This is a genomic window from Amycolatopsis sp. NPDC028719 (assembly GCF_055565395.1).
Genome location: NZ_JBVHUL010000004.1, coordinates 497,787 through 510,523, shown reverse-complemented (window position 1 = coordinate 510,523; position 12,737 = coordinate 497,787). Strand labels below are relative to the sequence as shown.

At 71.0% G+C, this 12,737-nt stretch carries 12 protein-coding genes; 7 read left to right on the top strand and 5 right to left on the bottom strand.

All coding sequences use genetic code 11. From position 1 onward, the window contains the following. Positions 1-12: 12 nt before the first annotated feature. The 4 genes from ACZ4TR_RS20865 to ACZ4TR_RS20850 all read right to left on the bottom strand — a co-directional run bounded on the left by ACZ4TR_RS20865 (position 13) and on the right by ACZ4TR_RS20850 (position 3,704). Positions 13-1,170 carry a Dyp-type peroxidase gene (locus tag ACZ4TR_RS20865; protein ID WP_465288967.1) on the bottom strand — a complete coding sequence of 386 codons (1,158 nt, stop codon included), beginning with the start codon at positions 1,168-1,170 and terminating at the stop codon, positions 13-15. A 74-nt stretch (positions 1,171-1,244) separates the two neighbouring features. Further along, entirely contained in the window at positions 1,245-2,402 is a 1,158-nt protein-coding gene (locus tag ACZ4TR_RS20860) for an EfeM/EfeO family lipoprotein (protein ID WP_465288576.1), read from the bottom strand. A gap of 192 nt (positions 2,403-2,594) precedes the next feature. Further along, positions 2,595-3,377: an ArsR/SmtB family transcription factor gene (locus ACZ4TR_RS20855; RefSeq protein WP_465288965.1), complete on the bottom strand. Its 783-nt coding sequence runs from the start codon at positions 3,375-3,377 to the stop codon at positions 2,595-2,597. A gap of 78 nt (positions 3,378-3,455) precedes the next feature. Beyond that, the gene (locus ACZ4TR_RS20850; RefSeq protein ID WP_465288575.1) at positions 3,456-3,704 is read right to left on the bottom strand and encodes a hypothetical protein; all 249 of its coding nucleotides are present in this window, start codon (positions 3,702-3,704) and stop codon (positions 3,456-3,458) included. On the opposite strand from ACZ4TR_RS20850, the gene ACZ4TR_RS20845 reads away from it, so the two are divergent. The 3 genes from ACZ4TR_RS20845 (at position 3,697) to ACZ4TR_RS20835 (ending at position 7,047) form a co-directional block, all read left to right on the top strand. Further along, on the top strand, positions 3,697-4,053 hold the full coding sequence (locus tag ACZ4TR_RS20845; RefSeq protein ID WP_465288573.1) for a hypothetical protein: 357 nt from the start codon (positions 3,697-3,699) through the stop codon (positions 4,051-4,053). The two genes, ACZ4TR_RS20850 and ACZ4TR_RS20845, sit on opposite strands and share 8 nt — an antisense overlap. Positions 4,054-4,402: 349 nt before the next feature. Further along, positions 4,403-5,209, top strand: a complete 807-nt coding sequence (locus tag ACZ4TR_RS20840; RefSeq protein ID WP_465288572.1) for a hypothetical protein — start codon at positions 4,403-4,405, stop codon at positions 5,207-5,209. Next, a complete protein-coding gene (locus ACZ4TR_RS20835; RefSeq protein ID WP_465288571.1) occupies positions 5,206-7,047 on the top strand; it encodes a serine/threonine-protein kinase in 1,842 nt (613 codons plus the stop codon). The genes ACZ4TR_RS20840 and ACZ4TR_RS20835 overlap by 4 nt, the downstream gene beginning before the upstream one ends. On the opposite strand, the gene ACZ4TR_RS20830 is transcribed toward ACZ4TR_RS20835, so the two are convergent. Next, on the bottom strand, positions 7,025-7,447 hold the full coding sequence (locus tag ACZ4TR_RS20830; RefSeq protein WP_364529031.1) for a hypothetical protein: 423 nt from the start codon (positions 7,445-7,447) through the stop codon (positions 7,025-7,027). The two genes, ACZ4TR_RS20835 and ACZ4TR_RS20830, sit on opposite strands and share 23 nt — an antisense overlap. A 281-nt stretch (positions 7,448-7,728) precedes the next feature. On the opposite strand from ACZ4TR_RS20830, the gene ACZ4TR_RS20825 reads away from it, so the two are divergent. The 4 genes from ACZ4TR_RS20825 (at position 7,729) to ACZ4TR_RS20810 (ending at position 12,530) form a co-directional block, all read left to right on the top strand. After that, positions 7,729-8,313, top strand: a complete 585-nt coding sequence (locus ACZ4TR_RS20825) for an AAA family ATPase (protein WP_465288570.1) — start codon at positions 7,729-7,731, stop codon at positions 8,311-8,313. 419 nt (positions 8,314-8,732) lie between these two features. Beyond that, the gene (locus ACZ4TR_RS20820; RefSeq protein ID WP_465288569.1) at positions 8,733-10,496 is read left to right on the top strand and encodes a chitinase; all 1,764 of its coding nucleotides are present in this window, start codon (positions 8,733-8,735) and stop codon (positions 10,494-10,496) included. A 60-nt stretch (positions 10,497-10,556) separates the two neighbouring features. Beyond that, entirely contained in the window at positions 10,557-11,309 is a 753-nt protein-coding gene (locus ACZ4TR_RS20815) for an IclR family transcriptional regulator (protein WP_465288568.1), read from the top strand. A 69-nt stretch (positions 11,310-11,378) separates the two neighbouring features. After that, a complete protein-coding gene (locus ACZ4TR_RS20810; RefSeq protein ID WP_465288567.1) occupies positions 11,379-12,530 on the top strand; it encodes a 4-hydroxybenzoate 3-monooxygenase in 1,152 nt (383 codons plus the stop codon). Positions 12,531-12,737: the final 207 nt, after the last annotated feature.

Here is a 12,737-nt window from a genome sequence, read left to right as displayed (position 1 = left end):
GTGGGTTCGCGGTCAGGCGAGCAAAGAGCGGCCGAAGTGGTCGTCCGGCCCGGTGACGCCCGGCAGCGCGAAGAAGTAGCCGCCGCCGAACGGGGAGATGTAGTCGGTCAGGGGTTCGTCGGCCAGCCGGGTCTGGACCGCTTCGAACTGCCGCTCCAGGTCCTGCTGGTAGCAGACGAAGATCAGGCCCATGTCGAGGTTGCCGTTGCCGTCGATACCGCGGTCGTAGTTCACGGCGCGGCGCAGGATCCGGCTGGCGTCGGTTTCCGGCGTGCGCGGGTTGGCCTTCCGGATGTGGCTGGTCAGCGGGATCACGGTGCCGATGGGGTCGTCGGCGTAGCGGGGGACGTCGGTTTCCTCGGTGCCGTCGAGCGGGGCACCGGTGTCCCGGCGGCGGCCGAACATGTTCTCCTGCTCGGCCAGCGAAACCCGGTCCCAGAACTCGACCAGCATCCGGATCAGCCGGATGACCTGGTAGCTGCCGCCCGCGGCCCAGGCGGGTTCGGTTTGTGTGGACGTCCACACGAGACGGTCGAAGTCGGCTTCCTCCGGGTTGGCGGTGCCGTCCTTGAAACCCATCAGGTTCCGCGGGGTCCCGGCCGGGCGCGGCGGGGAGCTGAAGCCGTTGAGCTTCCAGCGCAGCTGCATGCCGCCGCGGGTCGCGCGGGCGATGTCGCGCAGCGCGTGCAGGACGGTGTCGGTGGAGTTCGCGGACAGCGTGAGGCTGAGGTCGCCGTGGCACCGGGCGGGGTCGAGGGCGTCGTTCGCGAACGTCGTCATCGGCTTCAGCTTGGCGGGCTTGAGCTTCGCCAGGCCGTACCGGTCGTCGAACAGCGACGCGCCGGCGCCGAGGATCACGCCGAGGTCCCCGCCGGGCACTACGGGCCCGAGCACGCCGGAGTCGGCGGGCGGGGCGGTGATGCCGAGGGCGGCGGGTGCCCCGCCGGTGGTGAGGAACCGTGCCCGGTCGGTGATGGCGCGGAAGAGGTCGGTCAGTTCGGCCTTCGACTCGGCGACGACATCGAAGGAGGCGACGACGGTCTGGGTGGGCGGAGTCCGCAGGATGGCGGCCTGGTTCCGGCCGTGGAAGGGAACCGGTGACGTGCTGTCGGTGATCGCCGACGACGCGCCGAGCCCGGCTCCGGCGGCCACGGTCAGGCCGGCGCCCATCGCGGCCCGGCGCAGGAAGGAACGGCGCGGCAGGCCCGCGGCCGGGTGCGGCACGGGACAGCGAGGCTGGTCCGTCACGAAACCCTCCTCGGCTCGGCGATCGCGGCGATCGGGGCCAGCAGTTCCGTCAGCTCGCTCACGTCCGCGTTCAGCTTCTGCCTCTCCTTCTGCGGCAACCGGTCCAGCGGCGTCCAGCTGCCGTCCGGGTGGTGGGCCGCGTCCAAAGCGGTCTGGGTGCGGGTCAGCCACTTGTCCACTTCGGACAGGTCCGGGTACCTCGGTGCCAGGAGCGGGCGGAGCACGTCCAGCACCGCGCGGGTGCCGTCGAGGTTGGCGCGGGCCGTGGCCAGGGTGGTGCCGCTGCCGTAGTCCGTGCGGCCCGTCAGTTCGAACTGCAGCGTGTTCTCCATGATCTCGTGCGCGCGCAGGCCGAGGTCGTTGCCGTCGACCTGGCTGTCGGCGAACGATGCCTGCAGCGCGTGGGCGTCCGTGTCCAGGCGGTCGGCCACCGGGCCGAGCGCGCCGAGGTCCTCGCCGTGCCACAGGCCCTGCTCGAGGCGGTGGAAGCCGGTGAAACCCGCGTCGGACGTGCCGTCCGGGAGGCCGTCGGCGGTGCCGTTGAGCGCGCCGTCGGAGTCGCCGAACGCGTCGTACGCCGCGCCGAGGCGCTCGTACGTCAGGTGGGCCGTCAGCCACGCCGCTTCGCTTGCCGCGCGGTCGCCGCCGTGGACCGCGTTCTTCAGCGCGCCCGTGTTCGCGACCAGCTCGCCGAGGCCCGTCGTGACGTGCTGCTGGTAGGCCTTGAGCGGCCCCAGCAGGTCGTTGTGCGTCACCGGTGCGACGCCGGGCCCGGTCCGCTCGGCCCCGCCGCTGAGCTGCACGGCCGGTCCGACGATCGCGCCGGCGTCCTCCGGGAGGCAGCGGAACGCGTAACTGCCGTTGCCGAGATTGACCTGCAGCGGCCGGGTGGTCGCCGGGCCGAGGCCCTCGACCTCGCCGTAGATCACCCCGGTCGCCGGGTCGATCAGGTCGACCTCGGCGGTCACCGAGCCGGTGTTGTGCAGGCGGAACGTCTGCGGCCCGGGCTTCGGATCCGACCAGCCGGTGCCGCACGCCGAGCGCGACACCGCGATCTCCGGGTCGCCGGCGGAAGCGCTGTCCGGCCAGAACGCCACGACGGCTCCCGCCGCGGCGGCCACGACCACGGCCGCCACGATCCAGCGGCTACGCACTGACACTCTCCCCGTCACTCGACGGACCATTCTCGGTCACGGATTATGCGAGCCTAACGCTCACAAATCCGCAACGGAGGACGCCGAGAGTAGGAAATTCACCGGGATTTTGACCAGGCGACCACGAAAGGGGGAGGATTCAGACGTTTGCCTGTGCCAGATCTGTCTGGTTCGGCGCGAAAGTCCGGTTGGTTACGCTGGGGGCAGCGGAGATCCGGTTTCCAGGAGCGTCTTCAGGCTCGAGAGCAGCGCGGGCCAGCCCTGGCTGCACATCGCCTTGACCGTGCTGTCCGGTTCGAAACCGTCGTGCAGCACCGTCAGCTTCACGGTTTCCCCTTGGGGTTCGAGCGTGAAGGTGACCTTCGAGCGGCCTTCCCGCTGCAGTTTCGCCAGCGTTTCCGGGGCGATTCCGTTGCGATCGGCCCATTCTTCCGTGAATGTGTGCCAGGTGTAGGAGAGCCGGCGGTACGGGTCCGATTCGAGCACGACCTGATCGGGATGACTCGTTTTCGCGCCGCTTTCCGACCAGACCATCGGCGAACCTTTCTTCCAGTCGGTTTCGAACGCGACGCCCCAGTACTGCCGGGTGAACGCCGGTTCGGTAAGCGCTTGCCAGAGCTTTTCCGGGGTGGTGCTGATGTAGGTGGTGTAAGCGAATTCGTTCATGGGTTCCGACTCCAGGGCTCGTTTCAGATCGGCCAGCGCGCCGGCCCGCTGCCGGTCGAAGCGGGTCATCCAGCGCTCGGCGATCGCGTTGATCGGCGCGGCGTCGAGGTGGTGCAGCTTTTCGCGGCCGCGCCAGGTCGTCGTGACCAGCCCGGCCGCCTCGAGCACGGCCAGGTGCTTGCTCACCGACTGGCGGGCCATGTCCAGCCCCGCGCACAGCTCGCGCAGGGTCTGGCCGGTGCGCTCGTTGAGCGCGTCCAGCAGCTGGCGGCGGCTGGGATCGGCCAGTGCCTTGAACACCTCGTCCATCGCGCCTCTCCAGAGACATGCAGCCAATCGGCTGCCTATGCACGATAGGCAGCCGATTGGCTGCATGTCAACCGGAGGTCAGCGGAAGCGGATCGCCGTGCTGCCCGCGAGCACGAAGAACACGAGGATGACCAGCGTCCCGGTCTGCCCGCCGGACGACCGCGTCACGACCTGGTCGACCGCGCCGGTCAGCCGCACCCCGCACTCGGCGACGACGGTGTGCGGCCCCGCCTCGATCCGCGTGAACTCGACCGGCGCGGTGAAGGCGCCGGAGCCGTCGGTGTAGGCGGAGCCGACCTCGACGCCGTCGGAGGTCAAGGTGACCATCCGGCTCGGCTCGCACCCCTTGCCGGACGCCGACAGTTCGTCGCCGGGCTGGACGCTCGGCCGGTCGAGCACCAGCTCACCCGGCTTGGGCTCGGTGCTGGTGGTCGTGGGGGTGCCGGGAGGGGTCGGCGCGGTGGACGACGGCGGCGTGGTCGTGGTCGTCGGCGGGGTGGTGCTCGTGGTCGAAGGCGGGGTCGTGGTGGTGCCTGGCCTGGTCGGGCGCGTGGTCACGGGCGGTGGCGGGGTCGTGGTCACCGGTGGCGGCGGGGTGGTCGTGGTGACTCCGGTGACGACGAAGGTGCCGCTGGCGGTTTGTTTCTGGCTCGTGCACGTTGCGGTCACCGTGTAGGAGCCCGGCTTCGCGGTCGCAGGCACGGCCGTCGCGAACTGCCCGCCGGCCGCCGGGGCCACCTTGGCGCCGAGTGCTGTGCCGGCCCAGAAGAAATTGATGATCCGGCAGGTCGGAAAACCATTCCAGGAAATGGTGAACGAACTGCCCGCCGGTCCGCTCGACGGTTTCAAACCAACCGAGGGTGGAACTTGTGCGTTACCCGTGTTCGTGAACGTGAGCAGAAGTATCGCTCCGGCCACGGTGCCGAAAAACAACCGAACCACGAATCGCATTGGGACGTCCCTCCCCGGTGTGTGCTCGCTGTAGCATTCCGGACCAGTCGGATAACGCAAGTAGGGGATGCCCAATGGGACGTGTCATCGCGGCGGGGGTTGCGTTGGGTTTGTGCGGGGTGCTGCTCGGCGCGCCGGCCGCGTCGGCGCAGTCCGAATCCGGCTCGCTCGGCGTGCAGGTGTCGATCGACCGGCGGCCGATCGCCGACGCCACGGTCCCGATCGACCCGGCCAAGCAGGTCGAGCTGCAGGTCGTCGCCACCAACTCCGGGACCGCCCCGGTGAAGGTGCGCAGCGTGCGGCTCTCCGGCGTCGCGCTCGCGCTCACCTTCTTCGCCTATGACACGACCGCGCCGTTCGAAGTGCCGGCGCGGGGCTCGATCACCCGGACGTTCGTGCTGGACCTCGGCGACCTCGCCGGACAGGCGACCGGGCTGCTGCCGTCGTCGGTCGAGCTGCTCGACGCCCAGCGCGCCACGCTCGGCGAGGCGACGACGGTCGCCGACGTCCGCGGCTCCTTCTGGTCGGTCTACGGCGTCTTCGGCCTGGCGATGCTCGTGCTCACCGTCCTCGCCTGGCTGGCCGCGCTGCTCGCGCTCGCCCGGCACCGGCTGGCCCCCAACCGCTGGCGCCGGGGCCTGCGGTTCCTGCCCGCCGGGTTCGGCACCGGCCTGGTCGCGGTGATCACGCTGTCGGTGCTGCGGTTGGTCCCGCCGGAGCCGGCGATCGAGATCCCGGTGGTGCTGGGTGCCGCGGCGATCGCGTTCCTGCTCGGCTACCTGACGCCGCACCCGGCGCCACCACGGGCCGACAGCGAGACCACAGGCAGTGACACCACCGTCCGGATGGCGATCCCGCCCACCCAGGAATTCACCCGATGAGCGCACCGGCCGAGCTGGTCGCCGCCCTGCCGCAGTACGACATCGGCGCCGAGATCGGCGAAGGCGGCATGGGGCTCGTCTTCGCCGGGACGCACCGGACGCTCGGGCGCAGCGTCGCGATCAAGCAGCTGCCCTGGGACGTGCTCAACCACGCGGCGAGCAGCGAGCTGTTCGATCGCGAGGCCCGCGTGCTGGCCAGCCTGGACCACCCGCACATCGTGCCGGTGTACGACTACGTCCGCACCGGCCGCGAGCACCTGCTGGTCATGGAACGGCTCGACGGCGGCACCGTGCACAGCCGGTTCCACGGCGGCGGCGTCAGCGGCGAGCAGGCGTGCGCGATCGGCCTGGCGATGCTCGCCGGGCTGCACGCGGCGCACCGGGCCGGCGTGCTGCACCTCGACGTCAAGCCGCGGAACCTGCTGTTCACCCTGCAGGGCGTGATGAAGGTGGCCGACTTCGGCATCGCGCGGGTGATCAGCGAGGGCGCCACGCTCGTCACGCACGGTGGCGAAATCCTCGGTACTCCGGCGTACATCGCGCCCGAACAGGCGATGGGCAACGCGCTGAGCCCGGCGGCCGACGTCTACGCGGCCGGCACGGTGCTCTACGAACTGCTGTCCCGGCAGCTGCCGTTCGACAACACGCGGGGCGCGATCAGCATGATGCGCCAGCACATGTTCACCGACCCGCGGCCGATCGCGGGTGTCCCGATGCCGATCGCCGGCGTGATCATGCGCAGCCTCGCGCGTGAGCTCGATGCGCGGTATCGCGAGGCCGAGTCCTTCGCGGCCGACCTGGCCGGGGCCGCGACCGCCGTCTACGGACCGGGCTGGCTCGAACGGTCCGGGGTGCCGGTGCTGCACCTGACGCCGCGGGTGATCGCCGGGCTCAACTCGCCCACCGCGCCGGCGCCGCCGGAGGAGGCCCGGACCCGGCCGGTCCAGCGGCCGTCGGGGCCGAACCCGACGCTGGTCGCGCCGAGCGGGTCGGCGGACGGCGGGCCGGGCGGCGGCCGGCCGGGTGATGGTTCGGGCGGCTGGGCCGGAGATGGCTCGGGTTCGGCCGGCGGTGCGGGCGGCGGCCCGGACTCCGGCCGCACGGGTGGCGGTTCCGGTCCGGTCGACCCGGCGGCCGGCTCGCAGGCCGCGGTGCTGTGGCTGCGGCTGGCCGCGGCGGCGGCCGCGATCGTGCTGGTCGTCCTCGCGCTGCTCAACCCGGAGCGGCTGCCGCACCAGGCGTCGCCGACGTTGCTGCTCGGCACCGAGCCCGTCACGGCGCCGGTCGAAGTGGACCTCAGCAAGCCGTTGACGCTGGCCGGCACTGGCAACCCGGGCCCGGTCTCGCTCACGCTGTCCGCGGCCGGGATCCCGCTCGGCTCGGCCGAGACCGCCGCGAAACCGGCGGGCAACGGCTTCACCGCGCAGCTCACCCTGCCGGCGATCGCGCGGTGGGTGGTCGGCGGCGCGGTTACCGCGACGGTGCGGACCGGACCGGTCGAGCAGACCTTCACGCTGCGCACCAGCCAGCACCCGCTGGCCAGCGCGATGGGAGCCGGCAGTCTCCTCCTGGCGCTGTTCGCGCTGGCCTACCTCGAGTCCGGGCTGCGGACGATCCGCAACGGCCACCGCTGGCGCGGTGCGCCGGTCGGCGGGCCGGTGCTGGGCCTGCTGTTCGGCGCCGTCGCGTGGCTGTGCGTCGTGGTGCTGCGCGTGCACGAACCGGCCCCGGGGTTCGGCGCCGGGTGCGCGGTGGCGGGCGCGGTCGCGGCCGGGCTCGTGGTCGCGGCGGCGCGGCGCCGGGCGTCCACAGTGGTCAGTCGACCATCCGGACGGTGACGTGCGGGCTGTAGCTCTTGCGCCGGCTCCACCCGGTTTCGGCGCAGAGGCTCAATTGGATGGCGCGATCGGCCGGCGCCCAGTAGCCGGTGCGGACGAAGTAGCCCTCCATCGTGTTCAGCGCGGCGAGGCGCTTGCGGGCCGAACACATCTCCCAGCCCCACTGCCGCCCGGTCTTCTCGACGCCGTTGCGCCGCACGGACACGCACGGGTTCCCGACCGCGCGGATGTCGGCATCACCTTCGGTGACGTAGACGACGCCGTCGATCTTGTAGAACCGGTTGTTGTCGAGCAGGGAGACCTGCCCGGAGAGCGTGACCCCGACCCGGCCACCGGCGTCGCCCGTGAGCGTCCAATCGAGACAGAATTCCTGGACCGGGAGTTCCAGCGACTGGGTCATGGCGAGTTCCCCTGTTCTAGCGGTGCGTCCTTCCAGAAGATAGGGAAAATCCGGACGCCGGGAAGAGGTCCGGACGATCTTCACCCGAAGCGGTTCCGGGCCGACGAATGCCTTGCCGCGCATGGGTTTTCAGGCCACTGGGTGACGACGGGCACGGCTGGTGACATCCGGGCGTCTCTCCGGGTGGCGCCGGCCGCACCGTCGAGTCTGCCGCTGTTTTGATCACCGTCCGTGAGTTGAAGGTAAAGGAACCATTACCTTCGGCGGGGCGTTGACGGGGCATGAGCGAGACCACGGTGATCGAGCTGGGGCCCCGCGACCTGCTCGTGGTGGCGGGCCTGCCCGGCGCGGGCAAGACGACGATGCTCCGCCACGCCGCGCCCGGCCTGCCGGTGCTGGACTCCGACCAGGTCCGCGCCCGGCTGACGGCGGTGCCCCTGCCGTACCGGTGCTACCGGCCGGTGGTCCACGCGTGGCACCGCGCCCGAGTGGTGCGGCGGGCGCTGGCGGCGGGGCCGATCGTGGTCCACGAGCCGTCGACGCGTGCTTCGACCCGGGCGTTGCTGGCCCTGGTGGGAGCGGTCAGCGGCCGGCCGGTGCGCCTGTTGTTCCTGGACGTGACGGCCGCGGAGGCACTGGCGGGGCAGCGCAGCCGGGGGCGGATCGTGCGGCCGCGGTCGTTCGCCCGGCACGTCCGGCGCGCGGGGAAGTGGCGCGAGGCGCTGCTGGCTTCGCGGGTTCCGGTGGGGTGGAGCAGTGTGCAGGTGATCGACCGGGCTCGCGCGGAGCGGACGCGGATGGTGGCTACGCCTCACCGGGCCGGCGCGGTGGACCCGGCTTTGTCGTTCACCAAACTGGGGCGCTGACGTGCTCTGAAGGCCACCTTCGGGGAACTGGGTGCCCTGAAGGTGGCCTTCAGGGACTTCGGCTGGGCTGCTGAGCGACTGTGCCGGCGCTGTCGCCGGGGGCTTGTGGCGCAAGTCGGGGTGCTGGCCGGGGCGAGCTTGGAGTGGCCTGGTTGACGGGGGTGCGGGGCAGGGTCGGTCGGAAGCCCGGCGCCCATCGAGGCGGGCACGGGGAGTCGGATGCAGTGAATGACTCATTCCTGGCACCGGACGCCAGGAATGAGTCATTCACTGCATCGCAAGGCGGGCACGTATACCCGCATCGGCGCCGCGCGGCCGGTCGTCACCGGCGCCGCGCGGCCGGCCGTCACCCTGGGTTGGTCTGGACATTTTACATATTGGTCTAGACAATATCGGTAACTCCCCGACTGGAGGACCCGATGAGGCGTTCCAGACTGTCCGCAACCCTCGCCGCCTTCGTGCTCGCGCTCTCCGGTCTCGCGGCCGGTCCCGCCGAGGCGGCCAACCTCCTCACCAACCCGGGTTTCGAAGCCGGCTCGCTCTCCGGCTGGACCTGCGGCAACGCCACCGCCGTCAGCACGCCCGTGCACGGTGGTGGGTACGCCCTCGCCGCCACGCCCGTCGGCGCCGACTACGCCCAGTGCTCGCAGACCGTGTCCGTGCAGCCGAACACCACCTACACCGTCTCCGCCTGGGTGCGCGGAAACCCCGTCTACCTCGGCATCACCGGCGGCGCCTCCACCTGGTCCGGCAACGCGGGCGCCTACAACCAGCTGTCCCTCGCCTTCACCACCGGCAACCAGACCTCCGCCCAGCTCTACCTCCACGGCTGGTACGGCGCCGGCACCTACTACGCCGACGACGTCGTCCTCGACGGCCCCGGCGGCAGCACCCCCGGCACGCCCGGTGCGCCCGGCACCCCTCGAGCAACCGCCACCACGAACTCCATCGCGCTGAGCTGGGGTGCCGCCGCCGGCACCGTCACCGGGTACCGCGTCTACGAAGGCAGCACCGCCGTCGCGACCGTCAGCGGGACCAGCGCCACCATCGGAGGCCTGAAGGCGTGCGAAACCCACAGTTACGCCGTCGCCGCGTACAACTCCGCAGGTGAATCACCGAAGAGCCCGACGACCAGCGCGACCACCACCGGCTGCGTCGACACCGGCCTGCCGAAGCACTCGCTCGTCGGTTACCTGCACGCCAGCTTCGCGAACGGCTCCGGCTACGTCCGGATGGCCGACGTCCCCGCCGCCTGGGACATCATCGATCTCGCGTTCGGCGAGCCGACGTCCGTCACTTCGGGCGACATCCGCTTCAACCGCTGCCCCGCCACCGAATGCCCGAACGTCGAGAGCGACGCGGACTTCACCGCCGCCATCAAGGCCAAGCAGGCGCAGGGCAAGAAGGTCCTGATCTCCATCGGCGGGCAGAACGGCCAGGTCCAGCTGACCACCACCGCCGCGCGCGACAAGTTCGTCAGCTCCGTCTCGGCGATCATCGACAAGTACGGCCTCAACGGCCTCGACGTCGACTTCGAGGGCCACTCGCTCTCGCTCGACGCCGGCGACACCGACTTCCGCAACCCGACCACGCCGGTGATCGTCAACCTGATCTCCGCGCTGAAGGCGCTCAAGGCCAAGTACGGCTCGGGTTTCGTGCTCACGATGGCGCCGGAGACGTTCTTCGTGCAGGTCGGCTACCAGTTCTACGGCGGTTCGGGTGCCGGCGACGCGCGGACCGGCGCCTACCTGCCGGTGATCCACGCGCTGCGGGACTCGCTCACCGTGCTGCACGTCCAGGACTACAACTCCGGCCCGGTCATGGGCCTGGACAACCAGTACCACAACATGGGTGGCGCCGAGTTCCACATCGCGATGACCGACATGCTCAAGGCCGGCTTCACCGTCGCGAACACCGGGCAGTTCTTCCCCGGGCTGCGGCCGGACCAGATCGCGGTCGGAGTGCCGGCGGCGGTCAGCGCCGGCAACGGCTACACGTCGCCCGCCGACGTCCAGACGGCGGTGAACTGCCTGGTCAAGGGCAGTGGCTGCGGTTCGTACACGCTGCGCGGCGGCACGTCGCCGGCGCTGCGCGGGCTGATGACGTGGTCGATCAACTGGGACAAGTACTACAACTGGGAGTTCCAGAACAGCCACGAGCCGTTCCTGAACTCGCTGCCGTGACGCCGGGCAGTGTGCCCCGCGCAGGTGGAGCACACTGCCTGACATGGTGCTGGTGACATCTTGAAGCGCGCGCAGGGGGAGTCCGTGCTCTCGCGCGTCGTCCGCATCTTCGAGACCTTCGGGCCGGACACCCCGGCGCTGCGGGTCACCGACATCGCGCGGCGGGCCGATCTGCACGTCGCGACCGCGTCCCGGATGGTCGACGAGCTGGTCGGGCACGGCTGGCTGCGCCGCGACCCCGATCGGAGGATCCGCGTGGGCGTCCGGTTGTGGGAGCTCGCGTCGCGCGCGTCGCCGACGCTCGGGCTGCGCGAAGCGGCGATGCCGTTCATGGAGGACCTGCACGCCGTCGTCGGGCACCACACCCAACTCGCGGTGCTGGAGGACCGCGAAGTGCTGTTCGTCGAGCGGCTGTCGGCGCCCGGCGCGGTCGTGAACGTGACGCGGGTGGCCGGCCGGCTGCCGCTGCACGCGTCGTCGTCCGGGCTGGTGCTGCTCGCCCACGCCCCGGCCGAGCTGCAGGAACAGGTGCTGGCGGGCCCGCTGGAGGCGTTCCGGCGCACGACGTTGACCGATCCCGCGCGGCTGCGGCGGTTCCTCGCCGACGTCCGGCGCGACGGCTACGCGTTCTGCGCGGGGTTCATCGACGAAGAGACGACGGGCATCGCCGTGCCGGTGCGGGGGCCGGACGGTGCCGTCGTCGCGGCGCTGTCGGTGATCGTGCCCAACGACCGGGACGCGCGGATGCAGATCCCGGCGTTGCGTGCCGCCGCGCGCGGGGTCTCGCGCGCGATGGGGAATTCCTCTCACTGAGTGAGAATGTCGTAGAGTGCGCGCGGCGGGCGTTCCATGCTCGACGTCTCCGCGTGAAAGGACGTTGCCGTGCGCACCCAGGTCGTCATCGTCGGCGCCGGCCCGGCCGGGCTGCTGCTGTCCCACCTGCTCGGCCTCGAAGGCGTCGACTCGGTGCTGCTCGAACGGCAGACCCCCGAGTACGTCCAGGCGCGCATCCGCGCGGGCATGCTCGAGGGAGGCACGGTCGAGCTGCTGCGCTCGGTGGGCCTCGGCGACCGGCTCGACGCCGAAGGCATGGAGCACCGCGGCATCCACCTGCAGTGGCCCGGCGAGCGGCACCACCTGGACTTCGTCGACCTCGTCGGCCGGTCGGTGACGATCTACGGGCAGACCGAGGTCACCAAGGACCTCATGGTGGCGAGGGAGAAGGCGGGCCGTCCGGCGTTTTACTCGGCTTCGGACGTCGCCCTGCACGACGTGACGGGCTCGCCGTACGTGACCTTCGTCGACGCGGACGGCGCGGCGCGGCGGATCGACGCGGACGTGGTCGTCGGCTGCGACGGATTCCACGGGCCGAGCCGGCTGTCCATTCCGGACGCTCAGGTGTGGGAGCGGGCGTACCCGTTCGCGTGGCTGGGCGTGCTGGCCGACGTCGCGCCGTCGGCCGACGAGCTGATCTACGCCTGGCACCCGGACGGCTTCGCGATGCACAGCATGCGCTCGCCGCGGGTGAGCCGGTTCTACCTGCAGGTCGCGCCGGACGAGGACATCGCCGAGTGGAGCGACGACCGGATCTGGACGGCGCTGTCCACGCGGCTCGCGTTCCCCGGCTGGACGCTGCAGACGGGCAAGATCACGGAGAAGAGCGTGCTGCCGATGCGGAGTTTCGTGTCGACGCCGATGCGGCACGGGAACCTGTACCTGGCCGGGGACGCCGCGCACATCGTGCCGCCGACGGGGGCGAAGGGGCTGAACCTGGCCGTGGCGGACGTCGCGCTGCTGGCACGCGCGTTGACGGCGTCGTTCCGCGGCGACGACACGCTTGCGGCGGCGTACTCGGAGACGGCGTTGCGGCGAGTCTGGCGGTGCACGCACTTTTCGTGGTGGATGACGTCGATGCTGCACCGCCACGGCGACGACTTCGACGCCCAGCTCCAGCTCTCGCAACTCCGCCGCACGGTGAGCTCGGTGTCCGCGGCCACCGAGCTGGCCGACAACTACGCCGGCCTCCCCCTGTAACCCGTGACGGGAGGGGCATCTCGCGTGATCAGCCGGGCATCACCTGTGTCTGGAGGGGCATCACTCGTGATTGGAGGGGCATCGCGCTGATGCCCCTCCAATCACGCTCGATGCCTGCTCAGTCACGTGTGATGCCCGGCTGATCACGCGGTCTGTCTGGTTCTGACTCTTGACGTGTGGACGTTCGCCGACGCACCATACCCGCGT

Bases quoted from the DNA above. Each gene is read 5' to 3' on its own strand.
- ACZ4TR_RS20840 (WP_465288572.1), top strand. From the start codon at position 4,403: ATGGGACGTGTCATCGCGGCGGGGGTTGCGTTGGGTTTGTGCGGGGTG.
- ACZ4TR_RS20825 (WP_465288570.1), top strand. From the start codon at position 7,729: ATGAGCGAGACCACGGTGATCGAGCTGGGGCCCCGCGACCTGCTCGTG.
- ACZ4TR_RS20830 (WP_364529031.1), bottom strand. From the start codon at position 7,447: ATGACCCAGTCGCTGGAACTCCCGGTCCAGGAATTCTGTCTCGATTGG.
- ACZ4TR_RS20865 (WP_465288967.1), bottom strand. From the start codon at position 1,170: ATGGGCGCCGGCCTGACCGTGGCCGCCGGAGCCGGGCTCGGCGCGTCG.
- ACZ4TR_RS20855 (WP_465288965.1), bottom strand. From the start codon at position 3,377: ATGGACGAGGTGTTCAAGGCACTGGCCGATCCCAGCCGCCGCCAGCTG.
- ACZ4TR_RS20820 (WP_465288569.1), top strand. From the start codon at position 8,733: ATGAGGCGTTCCAGACTGTCCGCAACCCTCGCCGCCTTCGTGCTCGCG.
- ACZ4TR_RS20850 (WP_465288575.1), bottom strand. From the start codon at position 3,704: ATGGTCACCTTGACCTCCGACGGCGTCGAGGTCGGCTCCGCCTACACC.
- ACZ4TR_RS20835 (WP_465288571.1), top strand. From the start codon at position 5,206: ATGAGCGCACCGGCCGAGCTGGTCGCCGCCCTGCCGCAGTACGACATC.